The sequence below is a fragment of the Streptomyces sp. NPDC091280 genome (assembly GCF_044768565.1).
In the GTDB taxonomy this organism is placed as follows: domain Bacteria; phylum Actinomycetota; class Actinomycetes; order Streptomycetales; family Streptomycetaceae; genus Streptomyces.
On record NZ_JBIVUZ010000001.1, the window covers coordinates 827,626 to 849,955 of the forward strand.

General features: G+C 70.4%; 19 protein-coding genes, 1 tRNA gene and 1 riboswitch. Of the genes, 3 read left to right on the top strand and 17 right to left on the bottom strand.

Annotated elements, in window-relative coordinates; genetic code table 11:
• Positions 1-16: 16 nt before the first annotated feature.
• Positions 17-1,222, bottom strand: coding sequence for a 4-hydroxybenzoate 3-monooxygenase (locus ACIQPR_RS03855; RefSeq protein ID WP_403641414.1), 1,206 nt, complete (start codon positions 1,220-1,222; stop codon positions 17-19).
• 183 nt (positions 1,223-1,405) lie between these two features.
• Positions 1,406-1,489, bottom strand: a tRNA-Leu gene (locus ACIQPR_RS03860).
• 438 nt (positions 1,490-1,927) lie between these two features.
• On the opposite strand from ACIQPR_RS03860, the gene ACIQPR_RS03865 reads away from it, so the two are divergent.
• Positions 1,928-2,698, top strand: a complete 771-nt coding sequence (locus ACIQPR_RS03865) for an ABC transporter ATP-binding protein (protein ID WP_403641416.1) — start codon at positions 1,928-1,930, stop codon at positions 2,696-2,698.
• Positions 2,698-5,226 carry an ABC transporter permease gene (locus ACIQPR_RS03870; RefSeq protein ID WP_403641419.1) on the top strand — a complete coding sequence of 843 codons (2,529 nt, stop codon included), beginning with the start codon at positions 2,698-2,700 and terminating at the stop codon, positions 5,224-5,226. Before ACIQPR_RS03865 ends, ACIQPR_RS03870 begins: the two co-directional genes overlap by 1 nt.
• A gap of 81 nt (positions 5,227-5,307) precedes the next feature.
• On the opposite strand, the gene ACIQPR_RS03875 is transcribed toward ACIQPR_RS03870, so the two are convergent.
• Positions 5,308-6,600, bottom strand: coding sequence for a class I SAM-dependent methyltransferase (locus tag ACIQPR_RS03875; protein WP_403641422.1), 1,293 nt, complete (start codon positions 6,598-6,600; stop codon positions 5,308-5,310).
• Between the two features lie 219 nt (positions 6,601-6,819).
• Positions 6,820-8,220: an NAD(P)/FAD-dependent oxidoreductase gene (locus ACIQPR_RS03880; RefSeq protein ID WP_403641424.1), complete on the bottom strand. Its 1,401-nt coding sequence runs from the start codon at positions 8,218-8,220 to the stop codon at positions 6,820-6,822.
• Between the two features lie 548 nt (positions 8,221-8,768).
• On the opposite strand from ACIQPR_RS03880, the gene ACIQPR_RS03885 reads away from it, so the two are divergent.
• Positions 8,769-9,776 carry a zinc-binding dehydrogenase gene (locus tag ACIQPR_RS03885; RefSeq protein ID WP_403641427.1) on the top strand — a complete coding sequence of 336 codons (1,008 nt, stop codon included), beginning with the start codon at positions 8,769-8,771 and terminating at the stop codon, positions 9,774-9,776.
• Here ACIQPR_RS03885 and ACIQPR_RS03890 read toward each other — a convergent pair.
• From ACIQPR_RS03890 to ACIQPR_RS03950, 13 genes are all read right to left on the bottom strand, one after another.
• A complete protein-coding gene (locus ACIQPR_RS03890) occupies positions 9,773-10,648 on the bottom strand; it encodes a YwqG family protein (RefSeq protein WP_403641429.1) in 876 nt (291 codons plus the stop codon). The genes ACIQPR_RS03885 and ACIQPR_RS03890 overlap by 4 nt on opposite strands.
• A gap of 49 nt (positions 10,649-10,697) precedes the next feature.
• A complete protein-coding gene (locus ACIQPR_RS03895; RefSeq protein WP_403641432.1) occupies positions 10,698-11,645 on the bottom strand; it encodes an exopolyphosphatase in 948 nt (315 codons plus the stop codon).
• Positions 11,642-12,172: a DUF501 domain-containing protein gene (locus ACIQPR_RS03900; protein ID WP_403641435.1), complete on the bottom strand. Its 531-nt coding sequence runs from the start codon at positions 12,170-12,172 to the stop codon at positions 11,642-11,644. Before ACIQPR_RS03900 ends, ACIQPR_RS03895 begins: the two co-directional genes overlap by 4 nt.
• Positions 12,173-12,219: 47 nt before the next feature.
• Positions 12,220-12,696, bottom strand: a complete 477-nt coding sequence (locus ACIQPR_RS03905; protein ID WP_403641438.1) for a septum formation initiator family protein — start codon at positions 12,694-12,696, stop codon at positions 12,220-12,222.
• A gap of 124 nt (positions 12,697-12,820) precedes the next feature.
• Positions 12,821-14,107, bottom strand: coding sequence for a phosphopyruvate hydratase (eno, locus tag ACIQPR_RS03910; RefSeq protein ID WP_403641441.1), 1,287 nt, complete (start codon positions 14,105-14,107; stop codon positions 12,821-12,823).
• Positions 14,108-14,419: 312 nt separating this feature from the next.
• The gene (locus ACIQPR_RS03915) at positions 14,420-15,106 is read right to left on the bottom strand and encodes a transglycosylase family protein (RefSeq protein ID WP_403641443.1); all 687 of its coding nucleotides are present in this window, start codon (positions 15,104-15,106) and stop codon (positions 14,420-14,422) included.
• A 9-nt stretch (positions 15,107-15,115) separates the two neighbouring features.
• Positions 15,116-15,289, bottom strand: a riboswitch (cyclic di-AMP (ydaO/yuaA leader).
• A gap of 193 nt (positions 15,290-15,482) precedes the next feature.
• A complete protein-coding gene (locus ACIQPR_RS03920; RefSeq protein ID WP_403641446.1) occupies positions 15,483-16,469 on the bottom strand; it encodes a transglycosylase family protein in 987 nt (328 codons plus the stop codon).
• Between the two features lie 189 nt (positions 16,470-16,658).
• Entirely contained in the window at positions 16,659-17,984 is a 1,326-nt protein-coding gene (locus ACIQPR_RS03925; RefSeq protein ID WP_403641449.1) for a cytochrome P450, read from the bottom strand.
• Positions 17,985-18,159: 175 nt separating this feature from the next.
• Complete coding sequence (locus ACIQPR_RS03930; RefSeq protein ID WP_403641452.1) at positions 18,160-19,167, bottom strand: nucleoside triphosphate pyrophosphohydrolase; 1,008 nt, start codon at positions 19,165-19,167, stop codon at positions 18,160-18,162.
• Between the two features lie 96 nt (positions 19,168-19,263).
• Positions 19,264-19,911 (bottom strand): SurA N-terminal domain-containing protein, encoded by a 648-nt coding sequence (locus tag ACIQPR_RS03935; protein WP_403641455.1) that lies wholly within the window; start codon positions 19,909-19,911, stop codon positions 19,264-19,266.
• Positions 19,912-20,045: 134 nt separating this feature from the next.
• Positions 20,046-20,684: a hypothetical protein gene (locus ACIQPR_RS03940; protein ID WP_403641458.1), complete on the bottom strand. Its 639-nt coding sequence runs from the start codon at positions 20,682-20,684 to the stop codon at positions 20,046-20,048.
• A 6-nt stretch (positions 20,685-20,690) separates the two neighbouring features.
• Positions 20,691-21,050 (bottom strand): hypothetical protein, encoded by a 360-nt coding sequence (locus tag ACIQPR_RS03945; RefSeq protein ID WP_403641461.1) that lies wholly within the window; start codon positions 21,048-21,050, stop codon positions 20,691-20,693.
• A 92-nt stretch (positions 21,051-21,142) separates the two neighbouring features.
• Positions 21,143-21,967: a glycoside hydrolase domain-containing protein gene (locus tag ACIQPR_RS03950; protein WP_403641464.1), complete on the bottom strand. Its 825-nt coding sequence runs from the start codon at positions 21,965-21,967 to the stop codon at positions 21,143-21,145.
• Positions 21,968-22,330 lie beyond the last annotated feature (363 nt).

Consider the following 22,330-nt stretch of genomic DNA (forward strand, 5'->3'; position numbering starts at 1 on the left):
CCGCCTTGGCAGGGTCTTATCCCTGTTCAGCTCCCTGTTCAGCCGGTTCCTCCAGGGGGAATCCGGTATAGGCCTCCGCGAGGTCCGTCTCGGCCGCCCGCGAGGACGCGATGCGCTCCAGCCGGGCCAGCTGGAGCCGCCCCTCGAAGGGGGTCGCGGCGGGCGCCGGGTGCAGGAGGCTCGTCATGTCGTAGGAGAACCGCTCGGCCTGCCACACCCGCCGCAGACAGGTCGCGGAGTACCCGTCGAGCAGTTCCTCGCCGCCCGTCCTCCTCTTGTACGTCAGTGCCCGCGCGAAGGTGACGACGTCGCCGACCGCGAGGTTGAGGCCCTTGGCCCCGGTCGGCGGCACGATGTGCGCGGCGTCGCCGGCCAGGAAGAGCCGGCCGTGGCGCATGGGTTCGTGGACGTAGGAGCGCATGGGGGTGACGGACTTCTGGGTGATGGGCCCGCGGTCGAGGGTCCAGCCGTCCGCCGTCTCGAACCGGCGCTCCAGTTCGTCCCAGATCGCGTCGTCGCTCCAGCTCTCGGCGTCGGCGCCCTCCGCCACCTGGAGGTAGAGACGGGAGACGGAGGGGGAGCGCATGGACAGCAGGGCGAAGCCGCGGTCGTGGCGGGCGTAGACGAGTTCGTCGTGCGAGGGCGCGACATCGGCGAGGATGCCGAGCCAGGCGTAGGGGTAGGACCGTTCGAAGACGCGGGTCAGTCCGGCGGGGACGGCGTTGCGGGCGATGCCCCAGAATCCGTCGCAGCCGACGACGTAGTCGCAGTCGAGGACGTCCTCGCGGCCGTGCTGCCGGAACCGGACGCGCGGGCGGTCGCTGTCCGCGCCCTCCACCGCGAGCGCCTCGGCCTCGAACAACAGCGGCCCGCCGTCCGCGAGTTGAAGGGCGATCAGGTCCTTGCACACCTCGGTCTGCGCGTACACCATGACGGACCGTCCGCCGGTGAGGGCCGGGAAGTCCACCCGGTGCCGCCTGCGGTCGAAGCGCAGCTCGATCCCGTCGTGCCGCAGCCCCTCCCGGTCCATCCGCTCCCCGGCCCCGGCCGCCCGCAGCACGTCGACGGTCCCCTGCTCCAGGATCCCGGCCCGCTGCCGGTGCTCGACGTACTCCCGGTCGTGGCTCTCCAGTACGACGGAGTCGATACCGGCGTTGTGCAGCAGTCGGGCGAGCAGGAGCCCGGCGGGGCCGGCTCCGATGATGCCGACGGTGGTACGCATCGGGGTCCCTTCGAGTGCGGTCTCGCTCGGTATGTTCGTGGAGTGAAATTTCCTTCACCTTGTTGGCCGCTTCAGTCTCCGACCGGCCGGGCCGGGCTGTCAACGGTTGGGGGGTGATCGGGGAACTCGGGCACGTCACGGCGACACACCGTCCCCACAAGTCACCGTAAGTGACCACGATAGTGCCCGGAGCCGGACTTGAACCGGCACGCCCGCGAAGGGGCAGCGAGGTTTAAGCTCGCCGTGTCTGCATTCCACCATCCGGGCAGGCCGTGGGCTCCGCATCGAGGTCACGAGCCTATCGGGGCGCGTCTCCCCAACAGCGGGCGGGCGTACCGATGTTGTCTTATTTTATTGATGTCTGAGGGTGCATCAGACCGCGGAAAGAGCCATCAGCACTTGCCAATAGCCTTGCGTGCGGTCTGGGGGCCTGTATGCGGAATGACGGAATTTCACCGCCCGAACGAGGGTGCTCCACCGGTTCTTGACCCGGCCCGGACCGGGGGCCGGCACGGGGCTCTGCGCGAAGTCCGGCTCGGGGTCCGGCTCGGGGGCGGTCCTCATCCCCAGGTATGACAGCGCGGGGTGCAGTCCGACTGAAGGCTGCCCCAGGAACCGGAACAGCGGGTGACTCCCCGGCGGGATACGGCCGCGAGGATGGGACGCGTCCCCAGCAACACCGTCGTCCCGACAGGAGTGCCTTCCGTGACCACCACCCCCATCGCCGACCGGGCCACCTCCGTGGCCGCGCGCGCCACGGATCTTTCCAAGATCTACGGACAGGGCGAGACCCAGGTGGTCGCCCTCGACCAGGTCTCGATCTCCTTCCGGCAGGCCGAGTTCACGGCGATCATGGGCCCCTCGGGGTCCGGCAAGTCCACCCTCATGCACTGCGTGGCCGGTCTGGACACCTTCTCGTCCGGTTCCGTGCGGATAGGCGACACCGAGCTGGGCTCGCTGAAGGACAAGCAGCTCACGAAGTTGCGCCGGGACAAGATCGGCTTCATCTTCCAGGCGTTCAACCTGCTGCCGACGCTGACCGCCCTGGAGAACATCACGCTCCCCATGGACATCGCGGGCCGCAAGCCGGACAAGGAGTGGCTGGACTCAGTGATCCGGATGATCGGGCTCTCCGACCGGCTCAAGCACCGGCCCGCGCAGCTCTCCGGCGGCCAGCAGCAACGCGTCGCCGTGGCACGGGCGTTGGCCTCCCGCCCCGACATCATCTTCGGCGACGAGCCGACCGGAAACCTCGACTCGCGCTCCGGCGCCGAGGTACTGGGCTTCCTGCGCAACTCCGTGCGGGAGCTGGGGCAGACGGTGGTCATGGTCACCCACGACCCGGTGGCCGCGGCCTACGCGGACCGGGTGGTCTTCCTCGCCGACGGACGCATCGTCGACGAGCTCTTCGAGCCGACGGCCGACTCCGTCCTCGACCGCATGAAGCGTTTCGACGCGAAGGGCCGTACCAGCTGATGTTCCGCACCGCTCTGCGCAACGTACTCGCGCACAAGGCCCGGCTCCTGATGACCGTGCTCGCCGTGATGCTCGGCGTCGCGTTCGTGTCGGGGACCCTGGTCTTCACCAACACCATCTCGAACGCCTTCCAGAACAGCTCGGCCAAGGGCTTCGACCAGGTCGACGTCGCCGTCAGGGCCAAGTACCAGGACAGCGCCGGCGACGCGGTCGGCAAGACGCCCGAGCTGACCCAGGCCATGCTGGACACCAGCGCCAACGTGCCCGGCGCCGCCTCCGCGACCGGGGTCGTCAACGGCTTCACCGCCATCGCCGACAAGAAGGGCAAGCTCATCGGCGGCGGCTTCCAGTCGGAGGGCGGCAACTACTGGGGGGACAAGGACGCCCGCTACCCCCTCAAGTCCGGTGCGGCGCCGCACGGTTCGGGTGAGGTCGCGATCGACTCCGAGACCGCGAAGCGGGCCGGCTACCGGGTCGGCGACACCGTGCGCCTCTCGGTCGACGGGCCGGTGCTGACGCCCAGGATCACCGGCATCTTCACCACCGACGACGGCAATGTCGCCGCCGGCGGCAGCCTCGCCCTCTTCGACACGGCCACCGCGCAGAAGCTGTTCGGCAAGGCGGGGACGTACGACGAGATCGACGTGAAGGCCAAGGCCGGAACCGGTCAGGCGGCGCTCAAGACGCAGCTCGACCAGGCCCTGCCCAAGGGCCTCACGGAGACCACCACCGCCAAGAAGCTCGCCGACGACCAGGCCGAGACGATCGCCTCCTCGATGAGCGGCCTGAAGTCCGGGCTGCTGGTCTTCGCGGGCATCGCCCTCTTCGTCGGTACGTTCATCATCGCCAACACCTTCACCATGCTGGTCGCCCAGCGCACCAAGGAGCTGGCCCTGCTGCGCGCGGTCGGCGCCTCGCGCCGCCAGGTCACGCGGTCGGTGCTGCTGGAGGCGTTCGTGGTCGGCGCGGTCGCCGCCGTGGCCGGTCTGCTGGCCGGTATCGGCATCGGCGCCGGGCTGCGCGCCATGATGGGCACGATCGGGGCGACCGTTCCGGACGGCCCGCTCGTCATCACCTCGAACACGGTGCTCAGCGCCCTCGCGGTCGGCATCCTCATCACGATGCTCGCCGCCTGGCTGCCCGGCCGCCGGGCCGCGAAGATCCCGCCGGTCGCCGCGATGAGCAGCGTGCACGCGCAGGCCACCACCAAGTCGCTGGTGCTGCGCAACACGCTGGGCGCGCTGTTCTCCGCGGCGGGCGTCGCGGTCGTCATCGCGGCCACCTCGATGAGCGGCTCGGACGGCCAGGCGCCCATGGGCATCGGCGCCGTGCTGCTGATCATCGGGGTGTTCATCCTGACCCCGCTGCTGTCCCGCCCGCTGATCGCGGCGGCGGCCCCGGTGCTGCGGATCTTCGGGATCTCCGGCAAGCTGGCCCGGCAGAACTCGGTGCGCAACCCGCGCCGTACGGCCGCCACCGCCTCCGCGCTGATGATCGGCCTCACCCTCATCACCGGGATGACGGTGATGGCCGGCAGCCTCCAGCAGGCGATCGACCGGATGGCCTCGTCGGCGATCAGCGCCGACTACATCGTCTCGATGGCGAACGGCAACGAACTCTCCGCCGACGTCGACAAGACCCTCACCACCACCTCCGGCGTCACGGCCACCAGCCCGCTGCGCAACGCCCCTTCGCGCATCGACGGCAAGAGCGAGTTCCTGACCGGGGTCAACGGCTCCGCGATCGGCAGGCTCACCGACCTCAAGGTCGACAGCGGCACCTTCAAGGTCAGCGGCACCCAGGTCGTGGTGGACGACGACACCGCCAAGTCCCATGACTGGAAGGCCGGTTCGACCTTCACCACGCACTACGAGGACGGCAAGTCACAGCAGCTCACCGTCTCCGCGGTCTACGAGGGCAACGCGCTGATCCGCGGCATCATGCTCGACAACGCGACGCTCTCCCCGCACCAGACCGACCCGGCCGACATGCAGATCCTGGTCAAGACCGCGGACGGCGCGTCGAGTTCGACCAAGGACCGGCTGGAGAAGGCCCTCGGCTCCAACCCGGCGGTCAAGGTCCAGGACAAGAAGGACCTCTCCGACAGCGTCGCGCAGGTCTTCACCCTGATCCTCAACATGGTCTACGGCCTGCTCGCCATGGCGGTGATCGTCGCGGTCCTCGGGGTCATCAACACGCTCGCGATGTCGGTGTTCGAGCGCTCGCAGGAGATCGGGATGCTGCGTGCGATCGGCCTGGACCGCAAGGGCATCAAGCGGATGGTCCGGCTGGAGTCCCTGGTCATCTCGCTCTTCGGCGGGGTGCTCGGCATCGGCCTGGGCGTCTTCTTCGGCTGGGCGGCCGGTGAGCTGATCGGCTCGAAGATGGCGACCTACGAACTGGTCCTCCCCTGGGCCCGGATGGCGCTGTTCCTGCTGCTGGCGGGCACGGTCGGGGTCCTGGCGGCCCTGTGGCCGGCCCGGCGGGCGGCGAAGCTGAACATGCTGTCGGCCATCAAGTCGGAGTAGCGGGACGGGAGTTGACAGAAGAGGCCAGGGGCCCGTTCCGGATTCGGAACGGGCCCCTGGCCATGTGCCGCGAAAGCGCGGTCAGTTCCAGGTGCGGGCGCGCAACGGCATTCCGGAGCGGCCCGGTTCGGGGGTCTTGACGGCCAGCACCTGGTTGACGCCTATGCGGTTGCGTTCGAAGCCGAGGGCGGAGGCCGCCATGTAGAGGCGCCACACCCGGGCCCGGCCGGCGCCGACCAGCCCGACCGCGCGCCGCCACTCGGCCTCCAGGTTGGCGACCCAGCGGCGCAGGGTGAGCGCGTAGTGCTCGCGGATCGCCTCGACGTCCCGCACCTCGAACCCGGCGTTCTCCAGCTGGGTCACGGTGGTGCCGATCGGGGCGAGTTCGCCGTCCGGGAAGACGTAGGCGTCGATGAACCCGTCGATGTCGTAGGCCGATTCGTCCTGCCAGGGGCGGCGGGCGATCTGGTGGTTGAGCAGCCGTCCGCCGGGTCCGAGCAGTGCGAAGAGGTCTCTCGCGTACTCCAAGTACCGTGCGGAGCCCACGTGTTCGGCCATGCCGACGGAGGAGACGGCGTCGTAGGGGCCGTCGGTGACGTCGCGGTAGTCCTGGACGCGGATCTCGACCCGGTCGGTGAGTCCCTCCTCGGCGACGCGCTTGCGGGCGTAGGCCGCCTGTTCCTGCGAGAGGGTCACGCCGACGACGCGCACGCCGTACTCGCGGGCCGCGTGGATCGCCATCGAGCCCCAGCCGCAGCCGACGTCCAGGAGTCGCTGACCGGGCGTCAACTCCAGCTTGCGGCAGATGAGTTCGAGCTTGTCGCGCTGCGCGTCCGCGAGTGTGCCGTCCGGGGAGTCCCAGTAGGCGCACGAGTAGACCATCGAGGGGCCGAGGACGATCTCGTAGAAGTCGTTGCCGACGTCGTAGTGGTGGGTGATGGCGCGTTTGTCGGTGCGCTTGGTGTGCAGGTGGGCGCGGCTGCGGCGGACCTCCTCCGGGGGCGGGGCGGGCGGCAGCGGGAGTCCGGCGAGCTTCACCAGTCCGCGGGCCGCCGAGCGCACCTCGGGGTCGCGCAGGGCCTGGGTGAGGGTGCGGGCGTCGGCGCCGCGCTCCCACACCAGGGAGGACATCGCGTCGAGGGCCGCGTAGAGGTCGCCCTCGATGTCGAGGTCCCCGGAGACCCAGGCCCGTGCCATGCCCAGTTCGCCGGGCTTCCACAGGAGGCGGCGCAGGGCCCGGCGATTGCGTACGACCAGGACCGGCGCGTCGGGCGGCCCGGCCTCGGAACCGTCCCAGGCGCGGACGCGCACCGGGACGGGGGTCCCCAGAAGCTGTTCGAAGAGGGATTTGAGCCGCAGCGCGGCATCAGCCATGGCGCACACCTCCGTGACGCGGATCCCGGAATTGTCCATCACTACGTAAACACCGGCCAGGCCCGCTCGCAGTCCTGCTTGAGCATTACGAGTAGGCAAAATAGGTGTATCGACCATGGAGGTGGGGCGGTCCGGGAACGCCGAAGGGGCCGCCCGCACCACGGATGGCGGATGGCCCCTTCGGGGGTGTCGCAGTACTTCAGCCGTGACCGCGGACGGTCAGGAGGCCTTGGCCTTCGCGTCGGCCTTGCCCGCGGCGGGCTCGGCGGCGACGGCCGGGGCGGGCGCCGGCTTGGCGGCCTCGTAGAACTCCTCGCGGGGGTTCTCCATGGCGCCGAGCGAGACGACCTCGCGCTTGAGGAACATCGCGAGCGTCCAGTCGGCGAAGACGCGGATCTTGCGGTTCCAGGTCGGCATCGCCAGACCGTGGTAGCCACGGTGCATGTACCAGGCGAGACGGCCCTTGACCTTGATCTTCATCTTGCCCATGACGATCATGGCGACGCCCTTGTGGAGGCCGAGGCCGGCCACGGCGCCCTTGTTGGCGTGCGAGTACTCCTTCTGCGGGAAGCCCCGCATGCCGGAGATCACGTTGTCGCCGAGGACCTTCGCCTGACGCAGCGCGTGCTGGGCGTTCGGCGGGCACCAGGCGTTCTCGACACCGGCCTTGCGGGCTGCGATGTCGGGCACCTGGGCGTTGTCGCCGGCGGTCCAGATGTAGTCGGTGCCGGTGACCTGGAGGGTCGGCTGCGCGTCGACGTGACCGCGCGGGCCGAGCGGGAGGCCGAAGCGGGAGAGAACGGGGTTCGGCTTGACGCCGGCCGTCCACACGATCGTGTTGGAGTCGACCTCAAGGCCGTTCTTCAGCACGACGTGACCGTCGACGCAGGAGTCCATCGAGGTCGAGAGGTAGATCTCGATCCCGCGGCTCTCCAGGTGCTCCTTGCCGTAGAGGCCGAGCTTGGGGCCGACCTCCGGGAGGATCTTGTCGGCGGCGTCGACGAGGACGAAGCGCATGTCCTCGCGGGAGACGTTGGTGTAGTACTTGGCCGCGTCCCGGGCCATGTCCTCGACCTCGCCGATGGTCTCCGCGCCGGCGAAGCCGCCGCCGACGAAGACGAAGGTGAGCGCCTTGCGGCGGATCTCCTCGTCGGTGGTGGAGTCGGCCTTGTCGAGCTGTTCGAGGACGTGGTTGCGCAGGCCGATGGACTCCTCGATGCCCTTCATGCCGATGCCCTGTTCGGCGAGGCCGGGGATCGGGAAGGTGCGGGAGACCGCGCCCATCGCGATGACGAGGTAGTCGAAGGGCAGCTCGTACGCCTCGCCCACGAGGGGGGCGATCGTGGCGACCTTGCGGTCCTGGTCGATGGTGGTGACCCGACCGGTGAGGACCTCCGCCTTGGGCAGGACGCGTCGCAGCGGGACGACGACGTGCCGAGGGGAGATGCTGCCGGCGGCGGCTTCGGGGAGGAAGGGCTGGTAGGTCATGTACGACCGGGGGTCGACGACCGTGACGGTCGCCTCGCCGTAGCGCATCTTCTTGAGAATGCGCCGAGCTGCGTACAGGCCTACGTACCCACCGCCTACTACGAGGATCCTGGGACGCTCCGTGGTGCTCATGCCATCGAGTATCCACCTGCCCCTGGGGGGTCGCTCGTGCGCCCCTTCACAAGCTTGCACAGGGGCTGTGTTATCCTCCGCGACCCACATGATCCAGGTCACCTCGCGCGAGGGGGACCACGGTGCGGTTCGCCCCATTGTCAAGGCCGCGTGAGCTGCTCCTCTACCCCGGCGGACCCCCTGGACCACACCTCCGTGACACCCTCACGAAACTCCCCCGAATCACTCCCGTACCACCCCGCCGAGCCTGCTCACGACCTCGCGCGGGCCCCGGACGGGCCAACCGGGCCGGTCCGGTCGTCCAACAGGACAGAATTCCTTGTGAAGAACTTCACGAACTTTCTTACGGACACGTTCCGGGCGGGGTGACGAGCGCCCCCTGCAACCGCTCATACGTTATATGGGCTGCTCAGGAGTTTAGTACCGGGCAGTAACAAATCGGGCCGGACGCGGTGGCCGATCACGGGGTCCCGTCGGGAATGCGGTCGGCGCCGGCGCACGTTGAGGGCAGCGCCCGTACCCCCTCCCTCCGGGAAGAAGGCACGCCCATGACGTCCTCCCCGAACACCATGCGCGCCGTGCGGCTCTCCGGCCCCGGCCCCGTGGGCAACCTGCGGCTGACCGAACTCCCGCTGCCGCCGGAGCGGGAGGGATGGGTGCGGATCAGGGTCGAGGCCTTCGGGCTCAACCGGTCGGAACTGAAGCTGCGGCTGGGGGTGAGCGTGGGGGTCACTTTCCCCCGGGTGCCCGGTATCGAGGCCGCGGGGACCGTCGACGCGGCCCCGGCCGGGAGCGGGCTGGCGCCCGGACAGAAGGTCGTGGCGATGATGGGCGACATGGGACGCACCTACGACGGCGGCTACGCGGAGTACACCTCGGTGCCGCTGGCCCAGGTGATCCCCGTCGACACCGAACTGCCCTGGGAGGTGCTGGGCGCGCTGCCGGAGATGGTGCAGACCGCCCACGGCTCGCTCACCGTCGGCCTGGACCTGAGGCCCGGCCAGACGCTGCTGATCCGCGGCGGGACCTCCTCGGTCGGCCTGGCCGCCGCCGCGCTGGCCCGCCGGCACGGCGCGACGGTGCTGTCCACCACCCGCCGCCCCGACCGGCTCGCCTCGCTCACAGCGCACGGCGTCGACCACCCGCTGCTCGACACCGGTGAAGTCGCGCCCGCCGTACGGGAGTTGTACCCGGACGGCGTCGACGCGGCGCTCGACCTCGTCGGCGTCCCGACCCTCCCCGACACCCTGCGCACGGTCCGCGTGCACGGCACGGCCTGCTTCGGCGGGAGCCTCTCCAACCAGTGGACGGTGCGGGACTTCGCCCCGAACGAGTACCTCCCCCGGGGCGTCCGCCTGGCCGGCTACTTCGGCGACGCCTCCGACCTCCCCCGGGAGACCTTCCAGGAGATCCTCGACGCGGTCGCCGCCGGCCGACTCGCCTTCCCCTTGGACCGCGTGTACGACGGCCTGGAGCAAGTGCCGCAGGCCCACGAGGACATGGAGCACGACCGGGCGACGGGGAAGCTGGTGGTGCGGGTCCGGCACACCGACTAGCACTGAAGGACGAGCCGGACCCGGTCGAAGCGCCGGGTCGTGAGGTCCTCCGGGCGGATCAGCCAGTACAGGGTGCCCGTGTCGCCCCACGTCATCCCCGCGTCGTCGTCGCTGTCCAACTGGGCCAGCACGAGCCAGCGTTCGGCCTCGCGGTCCAGGAGCGGGTCGCCCCAGGGGCGGCCGGGGCCGAGTTCGGCGTCCGCGACCTCGTACTCCACCGGGCCCTGCACCGGGACGGCGTGGCCGCCGAGTTGATGGCCCGTACGGCTCCGAAGGCGGTCGAACGCCCGCCTGAACGACCGGAGTCGGGGTTCGGTCTCCCGTGGTCCGGGCCACGGACGGCCGTCACCGAGCAGGGCGGCCCGCGCCTGCGGCAGCCAGAGGTCGGGCGCGCTCGACTCCACCTCCGCGACCAGGTGAGTGCGCGGGTACGGCTCCAACTCCCTTGGTACGGGCGCCGGGTGGACCGGAGTACCGGCCGCGACGTGGAGCACCTGGGCCCCGGCCCACGACCCGCGGTCGTAGATCGAGTGGAACGTCCCCGCGCCGCCGGTGCCCTGATCGTCGTAGTGGAAGAAGAACAGCAGGGTGCCGTCGGGCGGGAATCCCGGGGGCAGGGCCTCGGGGGGCAGGGCCGCGCAGCGGACCGAGGCGACGAAGGACAGCGGGCCGCGGCCGGGCCAGGTCGGCCAGGCGGTGCCGAGCGGGAGGTCCGGTGTGCCGCCGAGGGTGGCGGCGGCCCGTTCCGGGTCCGGGGTCCGGCGCAGGCGGACGCACGGACGCAGAAGGGCCGTCCAGCGCTCGGCGAGCCCGGCGGGCAGGTGGTCGGCCGCGAGGCGGGCGTAGCGGTCGGCGGGGCGTTCGTCGGTCATGACGACCATGGTCGCGCCCGGCACCGACACAGCCGGGCCGGGCCGGCGTCTACTCCCCCGCTGCCTGGAAGGCGATGCCGTCGAGGATGTCGTGTTCGCTCACCACGACCTCGGTCGCGCCCGTGCGCTCCATGATCGCGAGGAGGACTAGGGTGCCCGCGCCGATGACGTCGACGCGGCCGGGGTGCATGGAGGGGATCGCGGCGCGTTCGGCGTGGGTGGAGTGGAGGAGGGACGTCGTGATCTCGCGGACGCGGTCGTAGGGGACGCGGGAGTGGTGGATGGCCGCCGTGTCGTACTCGGGGAGGTTCTGGGCGATGGCCGAGACCGTGGTGACGGAGCCGGCCAGGCCGACCAGGGTGCGGGCCTCGCGCAGCGGGACCGTCTCCTCGGCGAGGTCGAGTGCCGCCTCGATGTCCGCGCGCATCGCCGTGACCTGGTCCGGGGTGGGCGGGTCGGAGACCTTGCCGTCGTGGACGAGGTGGCGCTCGGTCATCCGGACGCAGCCGATGTCCACGGAGCGCGCGGCGCGGACCTGGTCGTCGCCGACCACGAACTCCGTGGAGCCGCCGCCGATGTCCACGACGAGATACGGCTTGGCGAGGTCGTCCCGGCCCGTGAGTTCCTTGGTAGCGCCGGTGAAGGAGAGCTCCGCCTCCTCGTCGCCGGTGACGACCTCGGGTTCGACGCCGAGGATGTCCAGGACGCCCCGCACGAAGTCGTCGCGGTTCGAGGCGTCGCGGGAGGCGGAGGTGGCGACGAAGCGGAGGCGTTCGGCGCCGAGTTCCTTGATGACCGCGGCGTACTCGCGGCAGGCCGCGAACGTGCGCTCCAGCGCCTCGGGGGCGAGCCGCCCGGTCTTGTCCACGCCCTGCCCGAGCCGGACGATCGTCATCCGCCGGTCCAGGTCGACGAGTTCGCCGGTCTCCGGGGTCACGTCGGCGACGAGGAGGCGGATCGAGTTCGTACCGCAGTCGATGGCGGCGACCCGGGTCACTGCTCGTCCTCCTTCGTGACGCTCACGCACGGGCCCTTCGCCCACCACTCCGGCAGCATCGCCAGGGCCTCGTCGCCCAGCGGGTTGACCCCCGGGCCCGCGGCCAGGGAGTGGCCCACCAGGACGTGCAGGCACTTCACCCGGTCCGGCATCCCGCCGGCGCTCGGGAATCCCTCCAGGACCTCGATGGCGTCGCGGCGGGCGATGTAGTCCTCGTGGGCGGCGCGGTACGCGGCGGCCAGTTCGGGGTCCGTCTCCAGCCGGGCCGTCATCTCCTTCATCACGCCGTTCGCCTCCAGCGTGCCGATCGCCGAGGCGGCCTTCGGGCACGTCAGGTAGTACGTCGTCGGGAAGGGCGTGCCGTCGGGGAGGCGGGGCGCCGTCTCCACCACGTCGGGCTGTCCGCACGGGCAGCGGTGCGCGATGGCGCGCAGGCCGCGCGGCGGACGCCCGAGCTGCTGCTTGAAGGCCTCGACATCCGCGTCGGTGGGCTCGGTGCGCGGAGTGGACGGCGGGGGCGTTTCCATGCCTGTACGGGAGTCTCTCTGAAGTGTCTGTCGGTGATGTCGTCGGTTCACTGGTCGGAGGCGTCGGACTTGTCGACGCCGTCCCAGACGTTCGCGTACCAGGGGCGGTCGGCCGCCCCCAGCTCGGCGCGCGACTGCTTGGCCGCGTCCGGGTCGATCACGATGTAGCCCGTCTCACCGGGCAGCACGTAGTGCAGCCGCTGCCGGATCTGCTGCTCCGCGTACGCGTCGTCCTGCCAGCGCGCCTTGAGGTCGCGCAGCTGCTCGACGCGCTGCCGGGCCTGCGCCTGCTGCCGCTCCAGGTCGGAGATCTCGGCGCGCTGGGAGACGTACTGCCTTATCGGGTAGGCGAGCGCCACGATCAGCGAGCAGAGCACCAGGGCGAGGAGGGCCGCCCGGCCGGTGAGCCGGGAGCGGCGGGCCTGCCGTTTGGTCTGGGAGCGGTAGACACGGGCCGCCGTCTGCTCGCCGAGCAGCTTGAGCCTGGTCGCGGTGGAGAACCGGTCCCGGTCCTTCACGGCCATGTCCCGCCTCCCCTTGCCTACGTGTTCATACGTGCGTACGTCCCCGCACACGGTACGGGACCGGGTGCGGGGACGTACGGACGACTGGCTAAGGCTTAGCCCGGTATGGGTCAGCCCTTGATGTTCAGCCCTTGAAGCGGGGGAACGCGCTGCGGCCCGCGTACTCGGCGGCGTCGTCGAGGATCTCCTCGATGCGCAGCAGCTGGTTGTACTTGGCGACGCGGTCCGAGCGGGCCGGGGCGCCGGTCTTGATCTGGCCGCAGTTCACCGCGACGGCGAGGTCGGCGATGGTGACGTCCTCGGTCTCGCCGGAGCGGTGGGACATCATGCACTTGAAGCCGTTGCGCTGGGCCATCTCGACGGCGTCCAGGGTCTCGGTCAGCGAGCCGATCTGGTTCACCTTGACGAGCAGGGCGTTGGCGGTGCCCTCCTCGATGCCGCGGGCGAGGCGCTCGGGGTTGGTGACGAAGAGGTCGTCGCCGACGATCTGGACCTTCTCGCCGATGCGGTCGGTGATGACCTTCCAGCCGGCCCAGTCGTCCTCGTACAGCGGGTCCTCGATGGAGACGAGCGGGTACGCGGAGACCAGCTCCTCGTAGTACTCGGTCATCTCGGCGGCCGAGCGGGACTTGCCCTCGAACTCGTACTTGCCGTCCTTGTAGAACTCGGACGCGGCGACGTCGAGCGCGAGCGCGATCTGCTCGCCGGGGACGTAACCGGCCTGCTTGATGGCCTCGATGATGAGGTCGAGGGCGGCGCGGTTGGACTCCAGGTTCGGGGCGAAGCCGCCCTCGTCGCCGAGGCCGGTGGACAGGCCCTTGGTCTTCAGCACCTTCTTGAGGGTGTGGTAGACCTCGGCGCCCCAGCGCAGCGCCTCGGAGAAGGACTCCGCGCCGATCGGGGCGATCATGAACTCCTGGATGTCCACGTTCGAGTCGGCGTGCGAGCCGCCGTTGAGGATGTTCATCATCGGAACGGGCAGCAGGTGCGCGTTCGGACCGCCGAGGTAGCGGAACAGCGGGAGGTCGCTGGCCTCGGAGGCGGCGTGCGCGACGGCGAGGGAGACGCCGAGGATGGCGTTGGCGCCGAGCGAGCCCTTGTTGTCGGTGGCGTCCAGGTCGAACATGGCCTGGTCGATCAGGCGCTGCTCGGTGGCGTCGTAGCCGACGAGCTCCGGGCCGATCTGCTCGATGACGGCGAGGACGGCCTTCTCGACGCCCTTGCCGCCGTAGCGGTTGGGGTCGCCGTCACGCAGCTCGATGGCTTCGAAGGCGCCCGTGGAGGCGCCGGACGGAACGGCGGCACGACCCGTGCTGCCGTCGTCGAGGCCGACCTCGACCTCGACCGTGGGGTTGCCTCGGGAGTCCAGGATTTCCCGGGCTACGACGACGTCGATGGACGGCACGAGCATCTCCTTCTTGGGATCTGACGCGGCTGCGGCACCACCGCAGCGGCTCTGCGAGACGAGCCTAACCGGCTCGGGGCGATTGGCCATCCGGTCGGCCGTCTGATGGACAGAACCGAGAGTAAATTGTTTCCGAACGGAACAAAGCGCTTCGCCAAAGGGCGCACAAAATCAGCGGGACGGCACAAAAAAGCCCCGCCCCGGTGCGTACGGGGGAACACGCACCGGAGCGGGGAGCCCGTGGGGGACGGGGGTGACCCTCACGAGGTCTCCATGGTGGAGTCCACGGATGTGAGGGCGCTGTGGTTCAGCTGAGAGCTACTTAAGGTGCAGCTGCTGACCCGGGTAGATGAAGTCGGCGTCGTCGATGATGCTCTTGTTCAGCTTGAACAGCTGCTGCCAGCCGCCCTTGACCTTGTGCTTCTCGGCGATGGAGCTGAGGGTGTCGCCCTTGACGACCTTGTACTCGCCGTCACCCTTCTTGACCTTCTTGCCGGTCGGGGTGGTGACGGTCTTCTTGACCGCGGGGCGCTCGGCGGAGCGGGAGGCGGTGGTGTCCGTGGTGGAGCGCTCGGTGGTGCTCTTCGAGGAGCTGGAGCCGCTCGACGAGCTGGAGCTGGAACCGGAGTACGCGGCGCTCGACAGGCCGGTGCCGCAGACGGGCCAGGCGCCCTTGCCCTGGGAGGCGAGGACCTTCTCGGCCACGGCTATCTGCTGCGACTTGGAGGCCTGGTTCGCGGTGGCGGCGTAGGCGGTGCCGCCGTACGCGGCCCACGTCGAGGCGGAGAACTGGAGACCGCCGTAGTAGCCGTTGCCGGTGTTGATGGACCAGTTGCCGCCGGACTCGCACTGGGCGACCGCGTCCCACTCGGAGGCGGTGGCGGCGGAGGCGCTGCCGGTCGCCATGAGCGGGGCGGCGATGGCGACACCGGTCACGCCGGCGAGCGTGGCGACACGAGTGGCCTTGGACGGACGGCGGTGCTTGCCCTTGCTGGAAAACAGCATGGAAGATCCCAATCCCCTCACCGACGCCTGCGAGGTGAGCTGTCGGGTTCGGGCCGTGTGAGTTGCCCGGCCGCGCACCTCCCGGTGCGCGACTTCACCCCAAGCCGGTTCCGGACGTCTCTCGACTCCCGGGCCCGGCACTTACCTTGGGTCCCCCGCTCCTGCCTACGGCGCTTGACGCGACGACTGTTCCCGGAGGCCGCTGGCAGGACTCGGCGTGTGCGGCAGCCGGGGCTCGTGGTGACGAGCGGCCTTGACCGTAGACAGGGAATCGGCGGAATTTCAAAGACGATCAGGGCTTCTGAGACTCATCCCACACTTTCACCAAACCGGACATTCGGCTCGAAGTGTGACGTGAACTCCCGCTGTTTTGCTGCTACTTTCCGCCCGTTTCGGCACTGACGTCCAGGGTCTGACCGGCGACGATCGCGCCCGGATCGGCGCCTATCACCTTTTTGTTCTCGGCGTACAGCGCGCGCCATCCGCCGTCGTAGCCAAGGGAGTCGGCGATGGAGGCGAGGGAGTCGCCGGCGCGGACGGTGTACGTCTTGGGCGTCGCGCTCTCGTCGACGCTCTCGTCGGCACTCGCGCCGCGGTGCTTGCCGGTGCTCTGCTGCTCGACGCCCGCGTCCGCCGAGTCGCCGAGCGCGCCGGTGTCGACGAGGCTCGACTTGCCCACCGCCTGGCCCGAGTTGCCCGATTCGTCGAATTTCGGCGATGCGGTGGCGGAGCTGTCATCCGTCGAAGAGGGGGTGGACTTGTCGGACTTGGCGGGGTTGTCCGTCGCGGAGGGGGTCGGGCTCTGCGTGTCACCGGTGGAGGAATCGGACGAATCGGAGGGAGTCGACTGCGTGTTGCTGGAGTCGGACAGCCCGAACGATCCGGAAGCGCCGGCGGAGTCGTCGGAGTCCGTCGAGCCCGAGGAGTCCGTCGCGCTGCTGGAGGGCGAGTCGCTCGCGAGGCCGGTGTCGACGTCGGTCGAACCCGAGGTCGTGGTGAGACCGGCGACCAGCGCGCAGGTGACCCACTCGGAGGTGCCCTTGGCGTCGAGGATCTTCTCGGCCACGGCTATCTGCTGGGAACGGCTGGCGAGGTCGGCGGTCGGCGCGTAGTCCTGCCCGCCGTACTTGTCCCAGTCGTCCTGGGTCACCTGCAACCCGCCGAAGTGGCCGTTGCCGCTGTTCTCGCTCCAGGAGCCGCCGGTCTCGCACTCGGCCACCTTGTCCCAGGTGGTGCCGTCGGCGGCGTTCGCGGCGGCGGCACCGAGAAGCGGGATGGCGATGGCGGAGCCGGTCACACCGGCCGCGACGAGGATCGCCGGAGCCTGGCGGGGGCGACGGTGACGACCGTTCCCGGAGAGCATGCGGAGGCCTTTCGCGTGACGGCGGGGGAACCGCGCGACGGGTGCTGCGGGGCGCCGCGCTGGTACGTGAACGTAGCCGCAGTCGATCACCAGTCACAAGTTAATGCCACGCAGATCACGTGAAGATCACAGAGTTGAGGAACTGTCACCTTCAGGTTTACGCGCCGAGATGCCCTGTTCGGTCCGGTTCTACGACGGTGTCGACGGGGTTGGTGCACCCGCTCCCGGCGTGAACTCCACGGGCAGCGTGCGCAGTCCACGCATGATGAGACCGCCGCGCCAGCGCAAGTCGGCCGGATCCACCGCCAGTTGAAGGTCCGGCAGACGGGTCAGGAGGGTACCGAGCGCGGTCTGTCCCTCCAGGCGGGCGAGCGGGGCGCCGAGGCAGTAGTGGATGCCGTGGCCGTAGCCGAGGTGTTGATTGTCACGCCGTCCCAGATCGAGGACGTCGGGGTCGGCGAACCGCTCCGGATCGCGGTCCGCGGCGGCCAGGACGACGAGGACGGGGTCGCCGGCCGCGATGTCCTGCCCGCCCAGGGTGATGGGGCGGGTGGCGAAGCGCCAGGTCGCCAGCTCCACCGGGCCGTCGTGGCGCAGCAGTTCCTCGACCCCGGTCTCCAGGAGGCCGTGCTCGCCGGCGGCGAGGGATCGCTCCAGACGCGCCCGCTGCTCGGGATGGGTCAGGAGCGCGTACGTGCCGTTGCCGATGAGGTTGACGGTCGTCTCGAACCCGGCGAACAGCAGGATGAAGGCCATCGCGGCGGCTTCGTTCTCGGTGAGGTGCTCGCCCTGGTCGGAGGCGCGGATGAGGGCGGAGATGAGGTCCTCTCCGGGGAGTGCCTCCGGGCTGTCGGCAAGGGCCGCGCGCTTGCGGTGGATGAGATCGGCGAGATAGCCGCGCATCTTCTTCACCGACCGCGCGACTCCGCCGCGCGGCCCGCCCCCGTGCCGGATCATCATGCCCGCCCAGTCCCGGAAGTCGTCCTGGTCCTCGCGGGGGACGCCGAGCAGGTCGCAGATGGCGTAGATGGGGAGCGGGAACGCGAAGTCGTGAATGAGGTCGGCGGAGCCCTCCGCGGCGAACCGGTCGATGAGGTGGTCCGTCAACTCCTGCACGCGGGGCGCGAATTCGGCGACCCGGCGGGGTGTGAACGCCTTGCTGACCAGCCGTCGCAGCCGCGTGTGGTCCGGCGGGTCGATGTTGAGCAGATGCGTCATCAACTCGGCCTTGCGCTCCCCCGGGATACCGGTCTTGCCCTTGGCGTGCGCCGGTTCGTCGTGATGCGCGGGGTTCTTCGACAGCCGCGGATCGGCGAGCGCGAGCTTGGCATCCGCGTACCGCGTGACCAACCAGGCCTCCACCCCGCTGGGCAACCGCGTCTTGTGCACGGGCGCGTGCTCACGGAGCCAGGCGTAGGCGGGGTAGGGGTTGGTGGCGAACTCCCAGGTGAAGAGTTCGGGGGCGGTCGTGGGGGCGGGGCTGCCGGGGTGCGGCCGGGTCGGCTGGTCTGTCACTCCTTGACGGTATCCGGGGTGGTGGTCGGGGCTCGGCGAGGGCCTGCTGCGCGGCGGGGTGGCCCATGTCGACGGCTTTGCGGAACCGGACCGTGGCCTCAGTCCGTGGCTTCAGTCCGTGGCCTCGGGCATCGCCTGGGCCCCACCCCCTACCCCCCTTCCTTGTCCTCCTTCTTCAGGCCCCTTCCTCAACCTCCCTGATGGCATCCCGGTAAGCCCGCCCCGCCGCTCGCAGCGCGGCCTCCGGGTCCACCCCGTCCGCCTCGGCGCGTACCGCCAGCGCGAGCAGTGCGTAACCGAGGTCGTCGTCCGCCTTCGGCAGCGGGACCTCAAGTCCCGCCGTCCGTACGCGCGATGCCAGTTTCGCCGCGAGGGCGAGGGCGGGCTGGCCGGTCGGGATGCCCTCGGTGACGGAGGTGCGCTGTTTCTCCATGGCCTTGGTGCGCAGCCAGTGCTCCTTGACCTCCTCCGGCGTCGACGCGGTCTCGTCGCCGAAGACGTGCGGGTGGCGGTGGATCAGCTTGGTGACGATGCCGGCGGCCACGTCGTCGATGTCGAAGGGGGTGTCGGGGTCGTCCTCGGCGATGCGGGCGTGGAAGACGACCTGGAGGAGCACGTCCCCCAACTCCTCGCGCAACTCGCCGCGGTCGCCCTCCTCGATCGCCTCGACGAGTTCGTACGCCTCCTCGATGCCGTACTTCGCCAGGCCCTTGTGGGTCTGCTGGGAGGACCACGGGCACTCGACGCGGATGCGGTCCATGACCTGGACGAGGTCGAGGAGGCGGGCGCCGGGCAGGTCGTAGGAGGCGGGGAGGAGTTCCAGCTCGGGCATCCGGACGCGGCCCGAACCGGCGAGGCGGGCGAGGCCGTCCGTCAGGGCCGGTTCGCCCTCGCCCGTGGCCACGATCACCACGGTGTGGCCGCCCGCGCAGGCGGCGACCAGTTCCTCGGCGGTCGGGGACGACTCGACGACAGCTATGCCGGCCTCGCTCAGATACGGCAGCTGCGGATGCGTACCGTCCGCGCACAGCACGCGGTCGGCGGTGCGCAGCGCCTCCCAGGCGGGCCAGGACAGCAGGCCGGGGGCGACCCGGTGGCTGGTGGTGAGCAGGACGATACGGCCGGGAGCGGGGGTGCTCCCGGGGGCGGGCGTGCTCTCGGGACCGGGGGTGGTTGCGTTCACCCACCGAACGTAACCCACGCCACCGACAGCCCCACGCGTCGTCCACAGGACACCGGCGGCCCCTCGGACGCGGGGCGCTCCGCGTCCGCCGTACCGTTACGCCGACTGCTGCGACTGCGCCGCCGTGACCTCGCGCACCCAGGGTGTCTTCGCGTCGACGCGGCTGCTCTTCTCGACGTCCCAGGTGCCGTAGCGCGGGTTGAGGTCGACGTGGAGTTCCTTGGACGCGGTCGACAGGGCCTTCCAGAAGGCGGGCTGGCTGGTGTCCGTGCCGAGCTTCGCGGCGAGTTTGCGGCCCTCGACCTGGAGGCGGAGGTTCTCGTCGAGGCGCTGCGGCGGGACGCCGTACTGGGCGAGCCAGGTCGCCTCCAGGGCCTTGGAGCCGCCCGCCTGCTGGGCGAGGGCGGCCCGCATGTCCTGGATGTCCTTGCGGGTGACGGTGACGTCGGCGTCCTGGGCCGCGCGGTGCACGACCTGGTCGAAGACCATCCCGTAGAGCGTCTCGCGGGTGAGGCCGCCGGTGGTGGCGATGGCCCGCGTGTACTGCGCCTGGTCCTGGACGGCCGCCCGTTGCGCCACGCGCACCTCGTTGACCCGGCTCTGCAACTGCGCGACGGTGATGCGCTGCCCGCCCACGACGGCCGCCGCGCCCGGATGCGCCTCGCTTCCGCAGGCGGTCAGGGCGGGGGCCGCGGCGGCGATCACGGCGGTGAGGACGAGCGCGGTGCGACGGCGGCGGTGCAAGGGAGCCTCCCGAGGAGATTGTGCGACGGTGCACAAAGTCTTGCGGTGATCGATGTTAGGCAGTGGGTCGCCTGTGGCCAACCCATTCGACCAACGATTCACCGGGACTTCGGGCACCGGCACGCGCGCGTGCGCTAGCGCTGCGCGTCCACCGCGCGTTCGACCGCGGCGGCGACTTCCTCGCGGAGGCCGTCGCCGGTCGCCACCCAGGACACGTTCGTGCCGCTCTTGCCCCCGTCGGCGGCGCCGACGAGCACGAAGCCGACCTTCGCGTACCGCTCCGTCGTCTCCTGTACGGCCTTCACCTCGGCGCCGCCCACCGCGAGGACGACCTCGCAGGAACTCTGGAGCATGGCGTTGAGGAAGGGGCGGGCGTTGGCGGTGCTCTGCTCGCCGGTCACCGAGGAGTAGGTCACGCGCGCGTGCGTCCTGAGCGAGGCGTCCTGCATGCCCCGCCAGACCGTGGCGGCGGGGCTCCCGCTGATCCCCCGGCGGTCGGTGAGCAGGCAGGCGTCGGTGTCGGTGTAGTGCCGGGCCCGGGTGGCGGGGATCGGCGGGCGGGTGTCGTGCCTGGAGAGGACGATCCCGGTCACTATCACCCCGAGCGCGACGGCGAGCGCCGTGGCGATCATGGCGATGGTGCGACCGCCGAGCGCCCGCAGCCCCTCCGCCATGGCCTGCCCCACACGCGTGAGCCGTCCCCCCTGGCCCCCCGCCCGTCCCCCCGCCGGAGCCGGACGCGCCTGCGTGACCTGCCGGACCTGCTTGCCCATGTACCGCTACTCCTCAGGCCGCTCGACGACCGGGCCACCCGTCGCCCGCCGCGGCCACGCCCGCCACGCGTGCGCGGAGGCGCCCGCCATGGAGAGCGTGACCAGTACCAGGTCCACGCCGAACAACGCCCCGTGCGTGTCGACCGGTGTCAGGGCGAGTTCGGTGATCCAGGCCGCGAGGACCGCGGTGAAGCCGGCGAAGGCCAGCCAGTCGGCCCGGGTGCGGCGGCGCAGGGCGAGGACGAGCGACGGGACGGGACAGAGCAGGCCCAGACTGACGACCGGCAGCGCGGCGAACCCCGCGCGCACGGCCGGTGTCCGCAGCACCGGTGCCGCGGACGCCCGCAGCAGCCTCACCATCTTCATCGCCCTCGCCCCCTCACTCCTGGCCCCCAACTCCTCAGCCCCACCCGTCAGCCCTCGTCCTTCGGTCACCGGACCTTCAGGGCTCCGTGGGGTCAGCCGGTGATGGCCACCGGCGCGTCCCACGCGTCGCGGTCCACGGTGATCGTGTAACCGCCGCGGGTCTCCTTGCTGTTGACCAGGTACTGGTGGGCGCGGCTGTGCCCGGTGAACTGCGTGGCGCCCCAGGGCCAGTCGGAGGTGGTCGTGTTGACCTTGTCCCACAGCGCGTACCAGAGGTTGCCCGGGAGGTCCGTCTTGCTGGACGCCGTCGCGATGGCCTTGGCGCTGGAGCTGGAGAAGCCGTAGAGGCCGCTGCGGTAGACCTTGGCGTGCAGTTCCTTGTCGAAGGCGCGCACATAGGTCAGTACGGCGTCGTTGCAGGACGTGTTCGTCGTGTCGTACGACTCCATGTCCAGGTAGACCGGGCTGCCGGCCTTGAAGCCGAGGGCCGCGGACTTGGCGACCGCGTCGTCGGCCTCGGACTTGCCGACGGCCGCGGCGGTGCTGGCGCTGATCTTCACCGAGCCGCCGGAGCCGCAGGACGGCTGCGAGCCGACGTAGAGCGGGATGAACTTCCAGCCGACCGTGGTGAGGGACTTGACCCAGGAGGCGGTGAGGTTGGGCTGGCTGCAACCGCGGTTCTTGCCGCCGATGTAGACGGCGGCGGCGCCGTAGAGGCCGCCGTGCCAGGCCTTCATCGCGGCGAGGGAGGGGGCGGCACAGGTGTCGAAGGCGCGGCCGGTGTAGGTCTTCTGCGCGGGCCAGGTCGTGGCGGCCATCGAGGTCTGCGCGGCGATACCGCCTCCGGCGACGACGGCCGCACCCGCGACGCCCCACGCGATGTATCTGCGCTTCTTCGACTGCCGGTGCTCGGACACGAAAAACCCCACCCCTGTTCATGACAAGCGGACGATCACGACGTCCGCCGGAAAGTTGTCGGCCCCCTGGGGGCCCCGGAAGCTGCGCGGGTCCGGCGCGGCGACGCCGTAGGACTACGGTCGTACGGCCCTGGTACGGAACTGTCCGTGCGCGCGCGGGACTTGGGACCCCAGCGAATCGCACAGTAATCGACGCCGCCCTTCGGCCTGGAAAACGAATCCTCTCGATCGCCACAAGATTCCCTCACGACACGGCAAAAACTCCCGTACCGGGGAACGCGGACCGGACAAACGCCGTACCAGGGCGCGGATGCGGCGGGCGTCCGCCGGAGCCGCGCGAGGGCCGACCCGGCCGTTCGTCCC